Raw genomic sequence first — 16,215 nt, 5'->3', positions numbered from 1 at the left:
CACCGGCGCCTTCGGCGCCGCTTCAGCCAGTCTAACGAATCCGGAGGGCTCTGCTGGCCGGTCGGATCAGCGGCCGGCCAGCTGGCGCAGCGAGGTCACGAGCCGGCGGTTGAGCACGAGGGTGAGTCCGGCCATGACGGCGACGGCGATGAGGCCGGAGACGAGGCCGGAGACGACGGCGCCGCCTGCTGGCGGCCAGCTTCCTGTCACGGTGAGCATGAGCTGGGCGCCGCCGTAGCCGGCGGCGGCTGCGGCAAGGGAGGTGAGCCCGGTGATGAGCAGGTTGCGCGTCATGCCGTGGAGGGCCTCGGCGCCGACGGCTCGGCGCATGAAGGTCAGGTGGAGCACGGCGGCGACACTCATGCCGACGGCGTGTCCGAGGCAGACGAGGATGAGGGTGGTCGCAGCGCGGCGGCTGGGCTCGGTGGTGGTGATGACAGCGGCTCCGATGAGCACGGTGGCGATGACGGAGATCCATCCGGTGGTCGTGCCGATCGCAGCGTAGCGGGCGGATTCGAGGGCGGCGTACATGCGCATCGCCCAGGCGATCATGCACCAGCCCGGCACCGCAAGTGCCATCACGAGGATTGCGGTCGACATCGCAGCGAAGGGCACGGCTTCGGATCCGGAGGCGGCGTCGAGGGCGGTGAAGAACTGCTGCAGCGGCACGGCTGCGGCCACTAGGATCGCAGCCCCCAGACCGCCGGCGATGAGGATGGCTGCGGTTGTCGTCGCCACGGTGCGCGGCACCTCAGCGGCGGCTTCTGCGGCCTGCCGGGACAGGCGCGGGAACACGACGGTGGCGATCGGCACGGCGAGCACCGCATACGGCAGCATGTACACGGCCTGGATGTAGTTGAACAGCACAAACACGCCGGTGCCGCCGGTGCGGTTGGAGACGGTGAGCACCGAGAGGATCGCGATCTGCTGGGCGATGAGTGCGGTCATGCCGGCGGTGCCCAGGCGCACGGCACGGCGGGCGACACCGTCGGGGAAGGTGAAGGTCGGCCGCAGCCGCACCCCGGTGGCTGCGGTCGGCAGCCACAGCGGCAGGGCCAGAGCGACGACTCCGGCGGTGGTGCCCCAGGCGAGCAGGGCCAGAGGCCCGGCGGCTGCGGAGTCCGCGTCGGTGGGAACTGCGCCGTAGGCCAGGTAAGTGCCGATGACGACGAGGCTGGAGAGCAGCGGCATGAATGCCGGCCACAGGAACTTCCGGTGTGCCTGCAGCACTCCGGTGAGCACCGCTCCGACGGCGTAGAGCGGCAGCTGGGCGGCGAAGATGAGGAGGAACTGCCCGGCGTAGTGGGCAGCGGCCGGGTCAGCCCCGGCGCCGCCGGCGATGAGAGCTGCGGCCAGCGGCTGGTGGAACGCGGCCACGAGCACGGCCAGCGGCACGGTCAGGGCCAGTGACCAGGTCAGCAGCGCCGAGGCGATCCGGTTGACCTGCTCGCGGTCGGCGCGTGCGATCGGGGCGGCCAGCAGCGGCACGACCGCTCCGGCCAGGGCACCTCCGGCGACGACCTCGTAGAGGATGTTCGGCACCTGGTTGGCCGCCTGGTAGGCGGTGCCGACGACGCCGGCGCCGACGGTCGGAGAGAAGACGAGCCAGCGGACGAACCCGATGACCCGTGTCAGCAGGGTGATGACGGCGACGGCCAGTGCCGCCCCGGCTGTGGCCCGCAGCCAGCGGGGCATCAGTGCACTCGTGCCCAGGCGTCGAGCTCGCGCAGTCCCGGGGTGCTTTCGATGACCTCGGTGAAGGAGACCTTCTCGCTGGTCAAGGTCAGGCCGGCCAGCAGGGCGAGGCTGAGGGCGAGTTCGGTGCGGGAGGCGTCGAGGGCGGCGGCGGTGCCGAGCAGGCTGCCGAGTGCGTTGGCGCCGGTGTCGCCGAGCATCGTGAGCCCGGCGGCGTCATCGGCGAAGGCCGCGGCGACGACGCCGAGGCTGCCGCCGGTGAGCACGAGGGCGGCGCCGCGGCCGGTGAGCAAGCCGATGCCGGCCAGTGTGGCGCTGGCTTTGAGTGCGCGGGCCGGGCGCAGGTCGAGGAGGTTGATGAGGTTGGCGGTGCCGGCGATGACGCCGCCGGCCAGCACGGCATCGGCGAGGCTGCCGGCGATCTGGGAGCCGAACAGCTCGTCGGCGTCCCGGCCGATGAGTGCGGCGACGACCGACGAGGCGGAGATGCCGAGGATTTTGAGACCGCCGGTGGTGACCTCGCCCCGGGCGAGGGCGCTCAGGTGTCCGCGCAGTCCCTTCTCGCTGCCGGATTCGGCGAAGTCGTCAACAGCGCCGAGCACCCCGGCGGCGGTGGTCGCCAGGGTGGCGGCCAGACGGTGCGGCAGCGGGTCCGCGAAAATCGCCACAGTCGTGGCGCCGGCGGCAGCGGCGGGGCCTTCGATGAGGGAGACGGTCTCTCCGGCGTGGTTGGTGCGGTCGAGGCGGTCGCTGAAGCCGAGGCGGTCACGGGCGGCGATGACTCCGCGGGTGGCGGCGTAGCCTGCAACGGCGGCGACGGAGGCGGTGACGAGCGTGCGGATCATTTCTCTGCTCCTGGCATGATGGCGTCGGCGTTGGCTGCGAAGCCGTAGTGGCCTTCGGACGTGTCGTCGTGCAGGGCAGCGACGGTGAGTGCGTTGATGACCGGTCCGGCACCGAGTTCGATGCTGTCGACGCTCGAGACGCCGATGTCGTTCTCGCGCACGTAGCCGACCAGGCCGCTCTCAGCACCGGCGGTGGTGCCGGCGACGACGGTCGGGGTGGCTTTGTCGAGGTCGGTGGCAAAGGCCGAGTAGGCGTTGGCCTCTGGACGCGGCGCCTCGGTGGCGCCGGCATCGCTTCGGCCTGCCTGTGCCTCGGGCACCGGCGGGGCGATGAGCACGATGACCTCAGCGACGGCGTAGCTGCCGCCGTTGAGACGTCCGGCGGCACCGAATGCCTGGAGCACGTCCTCGGACTGCTTCTGGTCATACCGGGTGCCCTCACCGCCCTCGGGGGCGGCAGGGGCCTCGGTCGCATCGCCGGCCGGAGCCTCGCTGGCGGCCTCCTCGGCAGCACCGCCGGCGGAGACGGCTGCCGCCAGCGCCGTGGTCAGCGCGCTCGCATCGTCATCGGGCAGGTTCGGATCGATCGAGCGCAGCGTGTCGAGCAGGTCCTCAGCGCCCTTCGGGTCGAAGGCGTCGGCGGAGAGCTCACCGCCGTCGTTGACCGTGGCGCCGGCCTCGGACAGGCGGTCGCGCACAGCGTTGACGGCATCGGCGTTCGTGTCGGCGACGCGCACGAGCGTCACCGGCACCTCGGCCAGCCGGTCCTTGAGGAGGTCCGGGGCGGTGGCGGCGATGAACTCGTTGAGGTCGCTGACGTCGGCCTTCGACTGGTCGAGCTCGGTGCGCAGTTCGTCGCGGTCTGAGCGCAGTGAGTCGACCTGGCTCTGCAGGGATTCGCCGATCGGTTCCTTCAGCGGTCCTGCGCCGAGCACGATGCCGATCGCCAGGGCGACGAACACCGAGATGAGGGACACGAGGTGGTAGCGGAAGTCGATCACGTCAGAGGAGGCCCTTCGTCGAGCAGATGAGTGGCGGGCAGATGGGATTCTAGCGGCAGCACGGCCAGTGCCTCAGGGGTCGGGGCCGGTGAGAACAGGTTCTCGATCCATTGGATGAGTCCGTCGAACTGGGCGCCGATGAGCCCGAGCAGCGTCTGTCCGGCCGGGGTGGCCGACATCGCGACGAACAGCGCGAACAGTCCAGCCAGGGCGAGGATCGTCAGCTGCCAGGAGGAGATCCGCTGCCGGTACAGCAGTGACACGCCCTTGGCGTCGAGCAGCTTCGAGCCAACACGCAGGCGGGTAAGGAATGTCGAGGCCATGCCGCGGCGGCCCTTGTCGAGGAACTCGATGAGCGTGTCGTGGGTGCCGACGGCGACGATGAGCGGGGAGCCCTTGTCATCGGCGAGCAGCATCGCGATGTCCTCGCTCGTGCCTGAGGCGGGGAAGATGACGCATTCGAGGCCGAGGTCGTGCAGCCGCTCGACACCGGGCGCTCGGCCGTCGCGGTAGGCGTGGACGACGAGTTCGGCTCCGGAGCTCAGGGCGGCATCGGAGACGGAGTCCATGTCGCCGACGATCATGTCCGGGGAGTAGCCGGCTTCGAGGATCGCATCGGCTCCCCCGTCGACGCCGATGAGGATCGGGCGGTATTCGCGGATGTAGGTCCCCAGCATCGCGAGGTCTTCTTTGTAGTGGTAGCCGCGCACGACGATGAGCGCGTGCCGGCCGGCGAAGCTCGTGCGCACGTGCGGGACGACGAAGTCCTCCGAGAGCAGGTCGGAGTCCTTGCGGATGTACTCGATGGTGTTCTCGACGAAGTCGACGAGCACCTTGTTCATCCCGGACTCGGCGTCCTTCATCTGCTTTTCGATGCTCAGACGGGTGTGCACCCGCCCGTCGCCCAGGGGTGTGCCGTCGCGTTCGAGGACCCCGTCGCGCAGCTGCAGTTCCTCGCCTTCGGTGATGGAGTCCATGAGCTCTTCGCCGGCTTCGTCGATGAGCGGGATGCCGGCGTCGACGATGATCCCGGGCCCGAGGTTGGGATAGCGTCCCGAGATCGACTTGACGGTGTTGACCACGGCTGCCGGGCGGCATTCGACGAGGGCCTCAGCGGAGACGCGGTCGATGTCGGAGTGGCAGATGACGGCGATCTCACCGGGCTGGAGTCGTTTGGTGAGATCCTTCGTGCGGCGGTCGACGCGCGTCACGGCGGGACCGATCGTCAGATCGGTCTCGATGGTCTCGCGGCTCTTGCGGATCTTCATGGTGCCGCCATTGTCGCATGCGGCATGTCAGAACTGTGCTTTCGCCTCGGCTGCGGTGTCCATGAGTTCGACGGCGTGCGCGCGTGCCGAGCCGGAGTCGGCCATCCCGCCGAGCATCCGGGCCAGCTCCTCTTCGCGTCCGGCGCGGTCGAGGGCGGTGACCCCGGAGACGGCCCCGCCGGACTGGTCGTCTTTGACGACGGTGATGTGCGTATCGGCCCACGCGGCGACCTGCGCGAGGTGGGTGACGACGATGACCTGGGAGTGGGCGGCCAGGCGGGCGAGCCGGCGGCCGATCTCGATGGCGGCTTTGCCGCCGACGCCGGCGTCGACCTCGTCGAAGACGAAGGTCGGGAAGGTGTCCTTGGCGGCTTTGACGACTTCGATGGCGAGCATGACACGCGAGAGCTCACCGCCGGAGGCGAGCTTGCCGATCTCCCCGGGGGCGGCTGCGTCGTGGGCGCTGAAGAGCATCGCCACCGCATCGGTGCCGAGGCTGTGCGGGGCAGCCTCGTCGATGTCGAAGACGATCCTCGCCCGCGGCATCGACAGGGCCGACAGCTCAGCGGAGACAGCGGTCGCGAACTCCTCTGCCGCCTGCTCGCGCAGCTCACGCAGCCGGGCTCCGGTCTCAGCGACCGCCTCGGCGGCGGCTGCCACCGCATCATCCATCCCGGCCGAGGAGCTCTCAGCGTTCTGCAGCTCCAGCAGCTCAGCCCCGGCCTGGGTCTCGAAGGCGAGCACCTCGGTGACGTCGGCGCCGAAAGCCGACAGCGACCCGAGCGCCGCCCGGCGGGCCTCGGTGTCCTCCAGGGACTGGCCTTCGAGGTCGGTGAAGGAGGCGACGTAGGCCGAGAGCTCGGTGGCGGTGTCGGTCAGCCGGATGCGCACATCGGTCAGCGCCTCGACGTGGGCCTCCAAGCTGGCGTCGGTGCGCGCAGCGCGGGTGACGTCGGCGATCGCCTGCTCGACGGCGTCGAGGGCGTTGTGGGTCTCCTGCCAGTCGCTGCCGGCGAGTGCGTCATGGGCGGTGCCGACGGCCTGCTTGAGGTCTTCGGCGGCGCCGAGCCGGGCGGCGAGGGCTTTGAGCTCCTCGTCCTCGCCTTCGACCGGGCGGACCGCGTCGATGGTCTCGAGGCTCTCGGTCAGATAGGCGATGCGGGCGGCGCGTTCGGAGGCGGTCTCACGCAGGCGGGCGGCTTCGGCTTCGAGCTCCTGCCAGCGTTTGAAGGCCTGCTGGTAGCTGGTGAGCGCATCGGCGATCGCGGTGCCGCCGTATCGGTCGAGCAGTGCGCGCTGTTTGGCAGCTGAGCGCAGGGTGATCTGCTCGGACTGGCCGTGCATGGAGACGAGCGCGTCGCCGACGTCCTTGAGGACGGCCAGCGGTACGGTGCGTCCGCCGGCTGTCGCCCGGGCGCGTCCGTCGGCGGGGATGCTGCGGGTGAGGATGGCCTCTTCGTCGGCTTCTCCCCCGGCTTCGTCGATGCGGTCGGTGAGCTGCTCGCGCGCCTCGGCCGGCTGGTCGCGTAGGTCGAAGATCCCTTCGACGATCGCCTTCTCGGCCCCGGCCCGCACGACGCGGGGTTCGGCACGCGCGCCGGTGAGCATGTCGAGGGCGGTGACGAACATCGTCTTGCCGGCGCCGGTCTCACCGGTCACGACGGTCAGGCCGGCGCCGAGGTCGATGTCGGCTGCTGAGATGACGCCGAGGTTCTCGATGCGCAGACTCGAGATCATCGATCTCCTCGCTGCTGCTCCTCGGTGCTGACGACCGGCACGGCGTTCGTGTCAGCGGTGTGGCTGGGGCCGCGCCATCCGGTGACCGGCAGCTGGAACTTCGCGACCAGCCGGTCGGCGAACCGGCGGGCCGACAGGCGGGCGAGCGCGACCGGGGTCTTCGAGCGGCGGGCTTCGATGCGGGCGCCTGCGGGCAGTTCGATCTCGTGGCGGCCGTCGCACCACAGGCCGGCGTGCATGCCCGGCTGGGAGGGCCGGAATTCGACGCCGAGGTGGGAGTCGGGGCTGACGACGAGCGGTTTGGTGAACAGGGCGTGGGCGGAGATCGGCAGCATGAGCAGCGCTTCGACATCCGGCCATACGATCGGACCGCCGGCGGAGAAGGCGTAGGCGGTCGAGCCGGTCGGGGTGGCGAGGATGACGCCGTCGCAGCCGAAGGAGGACACCGGTCGGGAGTCGACGCCTAAGATCACGTCGATCATGCGGGTGTCTTCGCTCTTCTCGATCGTCACTTCGTTCAAGGCCCAGGTGCGGTGGATGACCCGGCCGTCGGCGATGACGCGCACGTCGAGGGCCATGCGCTCGTCGACGTCGTAATCGCGGCTGACGGCCCGGTGGACGGCGACGTCGAGGTTCTCGCGTTCGCTTTCGGCCAGGAATCCGACGTGTCCGAGATTGACGCCGAGCAGCGGGACGGTGAGGTGGCGGAACTTCTCGGCCGCACGCAGGATCGTGCCGTCGCCGCCTAAGACCATGACGAGTTCGCAGTCGCGTTCGAGGGTGTCGATGGCGTCGTCGTCGCAGACCCTCACGGGGGTGACGAGGCTGCCGATGTGGCTGAGGAGCATCTCGTAGTCGGAGGCGAGCATGACCGGCAGGATCCCATCGGAGTGCAGCGTCTGGCACACACTCAGGGCTGCTTCGCGCGAGTCGGCTCGCTGCGGGTGAAGTACGACGACGATGCTGCGATCCACGTATCTCCCCTTCCTCGTCGTCTCGACTTTCTCCGCACGTGCGCCGGGACCTGGACGGCTGCTGGCTGGCGCGCTGATCTCAGTCAACTGTACAAGCCTGGGAATCTGCTTGGGTGATGTGGATGAAGAACTCGCGGTTGCCGCTGGGGCCGGGCAGCTGGGTCTCGACCCACCCGTGGACGCAGGCTCCGGCGGCTGTGGCGGCCTCAGCGACGGTGTCGATGGCGGCCTGGCGTTCGGCTGGGTCGGTGACGACTCCATGTTTGTTCACGGCGTGGCGGCCGCGTTCGAACTGGGGTTTGACCATGAGCAGCAAGGTTCCGCCGGGCCGGGTGACGGCCAACAGCGGTTCGATGAGCAGGGTCAGGGAGATGAAGGACACATCGGCGACGATGAGGTCGACACCCTGTGAGTCTGCCGGCAGACCGGACAGCTGGTCGCGGGTCAGGTGCCTGAGGTTGGTGCCCTCCATGTTCGTCACGCGGTCATCGTCCCGCAGCTGGTCAGCCAGCTGGTCGTGTCCGACGTCGACGGCGTAGACGTGTGCGGCGCCGGCGGAGAGCAGCACCTGAGTGAATCCGCCGGTCGAGGCACCGGCATCGAGGCACACGGCACCATCAGGCAAGTCTTCGAGGCCGAAGTCGCGCAGTGCACCGAGCAGTTTGTGGGCGCTGCGGGCGACCCACGGGTCCTCACCGGAGATCTCGATGACGTCGGCAGCACTGACCTTCTGGGAGGGCTTCTGCGCAGGCTGGCCGTTGACGAGCACATGGCCGGCCGCGATCTGCCGGGCCGCCCGGTTGCGGCTGGCAGCCAGCCCGCGGGTGACAAGGGCCGCGTCGATGCGCTGCAGCGGCTGGCTCATAGGGAGGACAGGCCGCGTTCCATCTCCTCGAGCAGGCACCCGGCCTGGTCGAGGGCGGTGGCGTCATCCGCCTGGTCGATGGCGTCGACGGCTTCCTGCCAGCTGGCGGTCTCTAAGGCACCGGCGGCTGCGGCGGGGCTGGCGGCCGGGCCCGAGGCGGTGGGCTGACTCATGGGTTCTCCTGGGAGTCGGCGGCCGGGAGGAAGAGCTCGGGCAGGCGGGTCAGGATGAGGTCGGGCCGGGAGCCGGACTCGGCTGCCTCGACGTCGTCGACCTGGTGGATGCCGGTGAGCACGAGTGCTGTCGGGTAGCCGGCTGCCTTGCCGCCAGCGATGTCGGTGTCGAGCCGGTCGCCGATCATGAGCGGCCGGCGAACCCCGATCGCGGCAGCGGCCGAGGAGATCATGAGGGCTGAGGGCTTGCCGGTCACGGTCGGGGTGACCTCGGTGATGGTCTCGACGATGCGCACGAAGGAGCCGTTGCCCGGCATCGGGCCGCGGTCGGTGGGCATGCTGATGTCGCGGTTGGTCGCCCAGTAGGCGGCACCGGCGCGGATCGCCTCGCAAGCGGCGGCGAGGTCGTACCAGTTGAGTTCGCGGTGGAAGCCCTGCACAACGGCCACCGGGGTCTCAGCCGAGTCAGCGGCGATCGGGTTCAGGCCGCTGTCGCGCAGGCAGTCGGCCAGTGCCGGTGAGCCGATCGCCAGGATCGGGGCCGCAGCCGGGAACTCGGCGGCCAGCGCCCGGGCAGCGACCTGCGCGGAGGTCGTCACCTGGTCGGCTTCGGCCGGCAGGCCGTAGGAGCGGATCTGGGCGGCGATGTCGGCTGCGCTGCGCGAGCCGTTGTTCGTCACGAACCCGTATGCAATCCCCGCTTCGGCCAGCCGGGTGAGCGTCTCATGCGCCCCGGGCACCACCTCGGGACCGGCGTAGATGACCCCGTCGAGATCGAACAGGACGCCATCGACGTCGCCGAGGTGGGCGGCGGCTGCCAGCAGCGGCTCATCGGTGGTCGTGGGTGCGCCTGGGTTCATTCGGGTGCCTCCTGGTGTTGCAGACGGCTGGTGCTCACGGCCTCAGAAAAGGGTCTCCTCCTGCGGCGGCTCCTCTTCATCGGATGCCTGGGTGCCGGCGTCGGGTTCGATGCCGGCCTCGACGAGGATCTCCTCGAGTTCGGCTTCGATCTCGTCTTCGAACGACATCGGCGCAGCCGGCTCGGGGGCCGGTTCGTCGGCCTTCTCGGCAGCGGAGTCCGCGCCCGAGGCGTCGGCTGGCTCTGCAGATGTCTCACGTGCATCGTCAGCCGCCGGCTCGTCCGGCTGCTCGGTGTCAGCGGGCTCTTCCGGTGGCGTGTCGGCTGCTTCGTCAGCGGCAGGCGCCGCGGCCGGTTCTTCACCAGCGGAGTCGTCTGCTGTCTCAGCGTCTGCTGCGGGCTCGACAGCGGTTTCGTCTGCGCTGTCGCCGGTGTCTTCGCTGTCGGTTTCCTCGTCGGGCAGCTCGTCGATCGTCATGATCTCGACGTCGGCGTTGGGGTCGGGCTCCTCGTCGCCGTACATGACGTTCTTCATCTTCGCTGTCCGGCGGGCCAGCTGCTCGTACTTGTCAGCCAGTTCGATCTCACCGTCGATGCGCAGCAGATCCGCGTATGCCGACAGCAGCCTCACGGTCGCTCCAGCCGGGTGGCCGGTGAAGCCGGCGCTGCTGAGCACGGTCTTGGCTTTCTCATTGTCGCCGAGGTCGCTGTGGGCCCCGGCCTTGACGATGAGCAGCTCGATGCGCACCGACGGGTCGAGATCGGCTGCCTCGAACTCCTCGGCGACTTCGATGGCCTTCGCCGGGTTGCCGCGGCCGCGTTCGCAGTCGGCCATGAGTGCGGCGTTGTCGTTCGAGCCGGTGATGCGGCGGTGGGTGCGCAGTTCGCGCAGCGCCTCACCGTAGTTCTCCATTTGGTAGGCCACGATCCCGACGGCTTCGCGGACGGCGCCGATGCGGGCGGCACGGCCGAGGGCAGCCTGTGCGTGTTCGTAGGCGAGCTCGGGTGCGACGTCGACGAGCTGGCCTGCGGCAACGAGGTGCTTGGCGACGACCTCGGCGTTGGTCTTCTCCAGCGGGCGCAGCTGCCGGCGGGCCTCGGAGTGCAGCTCCTTGCCGGTGATGCCCTCGGGGATGGCCGGCTCGTGCCGGCGTTCGCGGCGGGTGCCGCCCCGCTCCCGATCATCGCGCTTGCGGTCGTCGCGGCGCTTGTCATCCCTGCGGAAGTCCTTGCCGCCACGCCGGTCGTCCCTGCGGAAGTCTTTGCCACCACGGCGATCATCGCGCCGGAAGTCGTTGCCTCCGCGGCGATCGTCACGTCGGCGATCGTCACGTCGGAATCCTTCGCCACCACGACGGTCGTCGCGACGCCGATCGTCCCGGCGGAAGTCCTTGCCACCGCCTCGGCGATCGTCGCTGCGATCATCACGTCGGCGATCGTCACGTCGGAATCCTTCGCCACCACGACGATCATCGCGGCGCCGATCGTCCCGGCGGAACCCTTCGCCACCTCGGCCCCGGTCATCGCGGCGGAAGCCGTCACCACCACGGCGGCCATCGCGCCTGCGGTCATCGCGAGGACGATCATCACGCCGCTCGTCGCGCCGGAAGTCCTTGCCACCTCGGCCGCGGTTGCCGAAGCCACGATCATCACGTTGCGAGCGGGGCTTCTGATGGTGCTTGCCGCCGCCGCGGGGACGCTGATGCCCGCCGTCGTCGCGGCGCGGGCGGTCCTGTGATTCGTCGTCAGACTTCGACACTGTGCTCCCTATGTGGCTGTCGGTGAGATGCCCGCCCAGTCTATCGCCCCGGTGCGGCCGGGAAAGAATTCACGCCCGCGTCATCTTCCTCTCAATTCAGCGCCCACCTGGGCTTCTAGTGTCGGTATCTGCCCATCTGCTCTCAACTGGAGAACCTGCATGCCTCGCTTCATCTCGGGGCTGACCGCGCTCAGCGTCGTCAGCCTCACCGCCCTGGCTCCCGTCGGCCTCATGCCTGCCACGGCCGCCAACCCCGACTACTTCACCTCGCATTCGGCTCCCGGAGCCGAGGTGGAGCTCTCGGTGCTCGGATCGCACCGCGCTGACATCTTCGACGCCGGGGCCGCGGAGATCGTCGCCCACTACGCGGCCAAGCAGCAGACGCTCGTCGTCAACGCCGAAGCCGGCACCGTGCAGGTCCTCGACTCCTCCGACCCGGAGAAGCCGACCGCAGTCACCGAGCTGAAGACAGCGGGCATGAGCTCTGCTGACGGGGCCTCGGTGCCAGCCGGTGCGGTGGCGAACTCGGTGGCGGTGCGTGCTGACGGCCTGGCTGCCGTTGCGCTCGAGGCGCCGACGAAGACCGACGACGGCTGGGTCGGGTTTTTCGATCTGTCCGGTGATGAGCCGAAGCCGCTGGGTGCGGTGCGCGCTGGTGCACTGCCGGATTCGGTTGTCTTCGATGACGAGGGCACGCACGCGGTCATCGCCAATGAGGGTGAGCCGGCTGAGGACTATTCGGTCGATCCGGAGGGCACCGTCAGCGTCGTGGCCCTGCCCGAAGCGGTCCAGGCTCCAGGCCAGGAGGATGTCAAGACTGCAGACTTCCGGGCCTTCGAAGGTGACGCCCTGCCTGAGGGCGTGCGCGTCTTCGGCGGCCGTGAGGATGCCGGCACCGGCACCCCGAAGCACCCGGTGTCGGAGAACCTCGAACCCGAGTACAGCACCGTCATCGGTGGCAAGGCGTATGTCACCCTGCAGGAGGCCAATGCGATCGCAGTGGTCGACCTCGCCTCGGCGACGACGGAGAAACTCATGCCGCTGGGCACCCAGGATGTGTCCGAGGTGCCCTTCGATGTGTCGAACAAGGATGACAAGATCAACCGGGCGAACTGGCCGGTGCAGTCGTTCTTGCAGCCGGATACGATCCGTTCGATCGAGATCGGCGGACGCGACTACCTGCTGACGGCCAATGAGGGCGACACCCGCGACTGGGACGGTTACTCCGAGGAGATCCGGGTCAAGGATCTCGGCAGTGAGAAGAAGGGCCTGGCTCCGATCTGCGAATCGGTCGTCGAGGGCGTGACGAACCCGGATGGCTCTCCGATGACGATCGAGGACCTGCAGAAGGAGGAGAACCTCGGCCGCCTGACGATCACCAAGGCCGATGGGCTGAATGAAGACGGCAGCTGCTACGAGACGATCTACGGAGTCGGCGGTCGCTCGTTCTCGATCTTCGACACCGACGGCAAGCAGGTCTTCGACTCTGCTGATGATTTCGAGCGCATCACCGCAGAGGTGCTGCCGAAGAACTTCAACTCGAACAACTCCGAGTCGAACTTCGACAACCGCTCCGATGACAAGGGCCCTGAGCCCGAGGCGATCGAGGTCGGCCAAATCGGTGAGAAGACCTATGCGTTCATCGGCATGGAGCGCATCGGCGGGATCTTCGTCTACGACATCACCGATCCGGCGAAGTCCGAGTACGTCACCTACGTCAACAACCGCAACTTCGCCGTCCAGCCTGAGGACAAAGTCGCCGAGGCAGGGGACTCCGGTCCGGAGAGCATCGTCTTCGTCCCCTCGGCAGATCTCAAGGCCGATGGCGCTGCAACCGCCGGTGAGGCCGGCAATGCCGGCATGCTCATCGTCGGCAATGAGGTGACCGGGTCAACGACGTTCTACGCCGTCGACTCCAGCCTCGTCGGAGACGACCCGACCGAGGAGCCGACGGCCGATCCGACAGACGACCCGACTGGTGAGCCCACGGATGATCCAACGGGTGAACCGACGGACACGCCGACCACCGACCCGACCGGCGAGCCCACCACGGAACCGACCGGTGAGTCGACCCAGCAGCCGACCGACAGCCCGTCGGCCGAACCCTCGCCGAAGCCCAGCGATGAGCCCGGTGATGACGACAAGGGCAGACTGCCGCGCACCGCTGCCCAGATCGGCGCGCTGGCTGGCCTCGGAGCCCTGCTGGCAGCAGCCGGTGGTGCCGCTGTGTGGATGGCGCGCCGCCGCAGCAGCTGATCTCTGGCACCGATATCGGGTCCGCATCACGTCGATGCGGACCCGATTCGTCTGTCCCGTTGCTAGGTGTAGTTCCCCGTGAGGTTGTGAACGCGGTCGGCTGGGGTGAGGCCTCCGATAGCGGTGTGGGCTCGATGCTGATTGTAGTCGTGGAGGAACGTCTCGTAGGCGGCTTCCCGCTCGGCTTCACTGGAGTAGGGCCTGGCGTAGGCCCATTCGACCATCAGGGTCCGGTTGAACCGCTCGGCTTTCCCGTTCGTCTGCGGCCGGCGAGGTCTGGTGCGCTTATGCTTGATGTCTGGGCCGAGAGCTTGTCTGAAGTCGCCGGACCGGTAGCAGGACCCGTTGTCGGTCATCACCGCCTCCACGGTGACGCCGATGGTGTCGAAGAAGGCGTTCGCCCGGTTCCAGAAGCCGGCGGCGGTGTGTTTCTTCTCGTCGTCGAGGATCTCGGAGTACACCAGCCGGGAGTGGTCATCGACGGCGTGGTGCAGGTACCGATACCCGCGTGATGGGGACGCCTTCGCGCGGGCCGCCTTGGTGCGGGCCGACTGCGCCCGCAGGTCCTGGACTGAACCGCGGCCGTGAGCCCGCCAGCCGCCGCCGTCGGGGATCCGGCCCAGCTTCTTGACGTCGACGTGGACCAGCTGCCCGGGAGCATCGACCTCGTAGCGGTGCGGTTGTGGTCGCCGCACCGGCAGCCCGGTGGCCTGATCGATGCACTCCAGCTTCGGCATCCGGTAGCGGGCCAGCACCCGTCCCACCGTCGACCGCGGGATGCCCAGGTGGTAGCCGATGCGGTGCGGACCCCACCGCTTGGTGAACCGCATGGCGATGATCCGCCGTTCGGTGCGCTGCGCCAGCCGGTGCGGGCTGCGGTGCGGACGGCTGGAGCGATCCTGCAGCCCGGCCCCGGATCGGTGGCGGCGCACCCAGCGGGACACGGTGGCCGGGGAGACCTGGAACCGTTCGGCCACGCGGCGCTGGGACCAGCCGGCCTCAACAACCAGGGCGACCATCCGGCGCCTACCCTCGACGGTCATCGGTGCATTACGGTGAGTCATGGAAGACCTCCGGTTCGAGTGAGTGTGGTTACCCACTTCGATATCGGAGGTCTTCTTTCACCTCAAATCCCGATCACAACCTCCCGAGGAAGTACAGCTAGGCTTCACCTCATGCAGCACACCGATGTGATGTCCCTTGAAGAGATCTGGCCGCCGTACGCACTGACGATCGCGTGCGGGAACATGACCCTCTCCCCCGTACGCGATTCCGATCTGCCCGAATTGGCAGCCCTTGCCACCGGAGGCGTGCAGACACATCCCGGCGCATTCATTGTTGATTGGGATCAGGGAACTGCAGCCGAGGTCGCCCGGAACCTGGCGACCTACCACTGGCGCACCCGCGCTGCGACGAACCCCGACGAATGGACACTTGAGCTCACAGTGCGCGTCGACGGCGAAGCTGTCGGCGTGCAAAGCGCTGGCGCTCGTGCCTTCGCCAAGCGCCGCACCGTGGGCACAGGATCCTGGCTGAGTAAGACGCATCAGGGTCGTGGCATCGGCACCCGGATGCGTCAGGCGCTTGCTGTCACCTGCTTCGATCATTTCGGCGCCTGCGAACTTGCGACGTCCTACTTCGAAGGGAACAACTCGAGCCGGCGGGTCTCGGAAAAGGTCGGCTATGTCGATAACGGCTCAGTCATCGACGTCTCGGCCAGCGGCTCCCATGTCGGGCGTGAGTACAACATGCTGCTGACCCCGGATCGACTCGTCCGCCCCGACGAGGAGGTCACAGTGACCGGCGCCGAGGTGGTCGCTGAATTCCTGCAGCTGCCCACCGCTCCAGGAGTTTCTGAGCACTGAGCTGTCGGTTCAGCTGAGCTTGGACAACAGGGGCGGGAGGACGTCTTCGATGTCTCCGTCGAGGACGTCATCGGCCCAGGCGTCGAAGGGTGTCGGCTCGGCATTGACGATGTAGCCGACAGCGCCGTTCTCGATGGCCAGTGGGAACAGTGATGCCACTGGGGTGACGTTGAGGCTGGTGCCGACGGCGATGATGACCTCGCAGTCCTCGGCGGCGTCGATGGCTGCATCGAGGACGTCTCCATCGAGCATTTCGCCGAACAGGATCGTCGTGGCTCGGATGATCCCACTGCAGTCGGGGCAGCGCGGTTCGATCTCTCCGGCACGCACCCGGTCGATCATCTCCTGCATCGGCCCGGTTACCTGGCAGTCCTCACACCGCCAGGTGCGAACATTGCCGTGGACTTCGTGGACGAGCTCAGGAGAGCTGCCGGCCATCTGGTGCAGTCCGTCGACGTTCTGGGTGATGATGCCGCGCACTCGGCCGGTGCGCTTTTCGAAGTCGGCGATCGCGGTGTGGGCCTTCGTCGGTGCGGCTTCCCAGAAGCGCGATTGCGAACGGTACTGCCATGCCTTCTGCCGGATGGAGGCGCTGCCGAGGTAGTGCGATAGGGTCGAGGTGAGCTCGGCTTCCGGATCCTTCGTCCAGATCCCCTCCGGTCCGCGGAAGTCCGGGATGCCGGCGCCAGTCGAGATCCCGGCGCCGGTGAGAAACGTAATTCGATCCATGCCCTAAGAGTATGCGCACCCGGTGATCGATAGAACCGGGCTCCGGTCGACGAGTCGATGTGTTGCATGGTCAGCAGACCATGCTGTGAATGACGAAGAGCCCTGACCGCCGTGGTCAGGGCTCTTCGGTTAAAGATAATTGCGGCGGTGACTTACTCTCCCACACCCTGTCGAGTGCAGTACCATCAG

General features: G+C 68.3%; 15 protein-coding genes. 3 read left to right on the top strand and 12 right to left on the bottom strand.

The features are described 5' to 3' along the window. Positions 1-66 precede the first annotated feature (66 nt). The 10 genes from murJ to M3C25_RS05170 form a co-directional block, all read right to left on the bottom strand. A complete protein-coding gene (gene murJ, locus M3C25_RS05215; protein WP_259855262.1) occupies positions 67-1,695 on the bottom strand; it encodes a murein biosynthesis integral membrane protein MurJ in 1,629 nt (542 codons plus the stop codon). Then, the gene (locus M3C25_RS05210) at positions 1,695-2,540 is read right to left on the bottom strand and encodes a hypothetical protein (protein WP_259855261.1); all 846 of its coding nucleotides are present in this window, start codon (positions 2,538-2,540) and stop codon (positions 1,695-1,697) included. Before M3C25_RS05210 ends, murJ begins: the two co-directional genes overlap by 1 nt. Continuing rightward, on the bottom strand, positions 2,537-3,541 hold the full coding sequence (locus tag M3C25_RS05205; RefSeq protein ID WP_259855260.1) for a copper transporter: 1,005 nt from the start codon (positions 3,539-3,541) through the stop codon (positions 2,537-2,539). The genes M3C25_RS05210 and M3C25_RS05205 overlap by 4 nt, the downstream gene beginning before the upstream one ends. Continuing rightward, positions 3,538-4,809, bottom strand: a complete 1,272-nt coding sequence (gene steA, locus M3C25_RS05200) for a putative cytokinetic ring protein SteA (RefSeq protein ID WP_102160649.1) — start codon at positions 4,807-4,809, stop codon at positions 3,538-3,540. The genes M3C25_RS05205 and steA overlap by 4 nt, the downstream gene beginning before the upstream one ends. Positions 4,810-4,836: 27 nt before the next feature. Further along, complete coding sequence (gene recN, locus M3C25_RS05195; RefSeq protein WP_259855259.1) at positions 4,837-6,546, bottom strand: DNA repair protein RecN; 1,710 nt, start codon at positions 6,544-6,546, stop codon at positions 4,837-4,839. Continuing rightward, positions 6,543-7,520, bottom strand: coding sequence for an NAD kinase (locus M3C25_RS05190; RefSeq protein ID WP_170274333.1), 978 nt, complete (start codon positions 7,518-7,520; stop codon positions 6,543-6,545). The genes recN and M3C25_RS05190 overlap by 4 nt, the downstream gene beginning before the upstream one ends. 79 nt (positions 7,521-7,599) lie before the next feature. Beyond that, positions 7,600-8,385: a TlyA family RNA methyltransferase gene (locus M3C25_RS05185; protein WP_259855258.1), complete on the bottom strand. Its 786-nt coding sequence runs from the start codon at positions 8,383-8,385 to the stop codon at positions 7,600-7,602. After that, positions 8,382-8,558 (bottom strand): hypothetical protein, encoded by a 177-nt coding sequence (locus M3C25_RS05180; protein ID WP_259855257.1) that lies wholly within the window; start codon positions 8,556-8,558, stop codon positions 8,382-8,384. The genes M3C25_RS05185 and M3C25_RS05180 overlap by 4 nt, the downstream gene beginning before the upstream one ends. After that, the gene (locus M3C25_RS05175; RefSeq protein ID WP_259855256.1) at positions 8,555-9,418 is read right to left on the bottom strand and encodes an HAD-IIA family hydrolase; all 864 of its coding nucleotides are present in this window, start codon (positions 9,416-9,418) and stop codon (positions 8,555-8,557) included. The genes M3C25_RS05180 and M3C25_RS05175 overlap by 4 nt, the downstream gene beginning before the upstream one ends. Before the next feature lie 42 nt (positions 9,419-9,460). After that, entirely contained in the window at positions 9,461-10,330 is an 870-nt protein-coding gene (locus tag M3C25_RS05170; protein WP_259855255.1) for an ICP22 family protein, read from the bottom strand. On the opposite strand from M3C25_RS05170, the gene M3C25_RS05165 reads away from it, so the two are divergent. Continuing rightward, positions 10,289-11,155: a hypothetical protein gene (locus M3C25_RS05165; protein ID WP_259855254.1), complete on the top strand. Its 867-nt coding sequence runs from the start codon at positions 10,289-10,291 to the stop codon at positions 11,153-11,155. The genes M3C25_RS05170 and M3C25_RS05165 overlap by 42 nt on opposite strands. Before the next feature lie 180 nt (positions 11,156-11,335). Beyond that, positions 11,336-13,432 (top strand): choice-of-anchor I family protein, encoded by a 2,097-nt coding sequence (locus M3C25_RS05160; protein ID WP_259855253.1) that lies wholly within the window; start codon positions 11,336-11,338, stop codon positions 13,430-13,432. Positions 13,433-13,494: 62 nt separating this feature from the next. Here M3C25_RS05160 and M3C25_RS05155 read toward each other — a convergent pair whose 3' ends face one another. After that, a complete protein-coding gene (locus M3C25_RS05155; protein ID WP_102161566.1) occupies positions 13,495-14,496 on the bottom strand; it encodes an IS481 family transposase in 1,002 nt (333 codons plus the stop codon). A gap of 111 nt (positions 14,497-14,607) precedes the next feature. Between M3C25_RS05155 and M3C25_RS05150 the strand changes: the two genes are divergently transcribed. Then, positions 14,608-15,297, top strand: coding sequence for a GNAT family N-acetyltransferase (locus tag M3C25_RS05150; RefSeq protein WP_254220830.1), 690 nt, complete (start codon positions 14,608-14,610; stop codon positions 15,295-15,297). A gap of 9 nt (positions 15,298-15,306) precedes the next feature. Here M3C25_RS05150 and M3C25_RS05145 read toward each other — a convergent pair whose 3' ends face one another. Then, positions 15,307-16,026, bottom strand: coding sequence for an SIR2 family NAD-dependent protein deacylase (locus M3C25_RS05145; RefSeq protein WP_259846832.1), 720 nt, complete (start codon positions 16,024-16,026; stop codon positions 15,307-15,309). Positions 16,027-16,215: the final 189 nt, after the last annotated feature.

The organism is Brevibacterium luteolum (genome assembly GCF_025147615.1).
Classification (GTDB): domain Bacteria; phylum Actinomycetota; class Actinomycetes; order Actinomycetales; family Brevibacteriaceae; genus Brevibacterium; species Brevibacterium luteolum.
The sequence above is the reverse complement of the archived record's forward strand: the minus strand, read 5'-3'. Positions and strand labels throughout refer to the sequence as shown.

Excerpts from the sequence above, each read along its gene's own strand:
- murJ (WP_259855262.1), bottom strand. The coding sequence starts at position 1,695 with ATGCCCCGCTGGCTGCGGGCCACAGCCGGGGCGGCACTGGCCGTCGCC.
- M3C25_RS05210 (WP_259855261.1), bottom strand. The coding sequence starts at position 2,540 with ATGATCCGCACGCTCGTCACCGCCTCCGTCGCCGCCGTTGCAGGCTAC.
- steA (WP_102160649.1), bottom strand. The coding sequence starts at position 4,809 with ATGAAGATCCGCAAGAGCCGCGAGACCATCGAGACCGATCTGACGATC.
- recN (WP_259855259.1), bottom strand. The coding sequence starts at position 6,546 with ATGATCTCGAGTCTGCGCATCGAGAACCTCGGCGTCATCTCAGCAGCC.
- M3C25_RS05185 (WP_259855258.1), bottom strand. The coding sequence starts at position 8,385 with ATGAGCCAGCCGCTGCAGCGCATCGACGCGGCCCTTGTCACCCGCGGG.
- M3C25_RS05180 (WP_259855257.1), bottom strand. The coding sequence starts at position 8,558 with ATGAGTCAGCCCACCGCCTCGGGCCCGGCCGCCAGCCCCGCCGCAGCC.
- M3C25_RS05175 (WP_259855256.1), bottom strand. The coding sequence starts at position 9,418 with ATGAACCCAGGCGCACCCACGACCACCGATGAGCCGCTGCTGGCAGCC.
- M3C25_RS05170 (WP_259855255.1), bottom strand. The coding sequence starts at position 10,330 with ATGGAGAACTACGGTGAGGCGCTGCGCGAACTGCGCACCCACCGCCGC.
- M3C25_RS05160 (WP_259855253.1), top strand. The coding sequence starts at position 11,336 with ATGCCTCGCTTCATCTCGGGGCTGACCGCGCTCAGCGTCGTCAGCCTC.
- M3C25_RS05155 (WP_102161566.1), bottom strand. The coding sequence starts at position 14,496 with ATGACTCACCGTAATGCACCGATGACCGTCGAGGGTAGGCGCCGGATG.
- M3C25_RS05150 (WP_254220830.1), top strand. The coding sequence starts at position 14,608 with ATGCAGCACACCGATGTGATGTCCCTTGAAGAGATCTGGCCGCCGTAC.
- M3C25_RS05145 (WP_259846832.1), bottom strand. The coding sequence starts at position 16,026 with ATGGATCGAATTACGTTTCTCACCGGCGCCGGGATCTCGACTGGCGCC.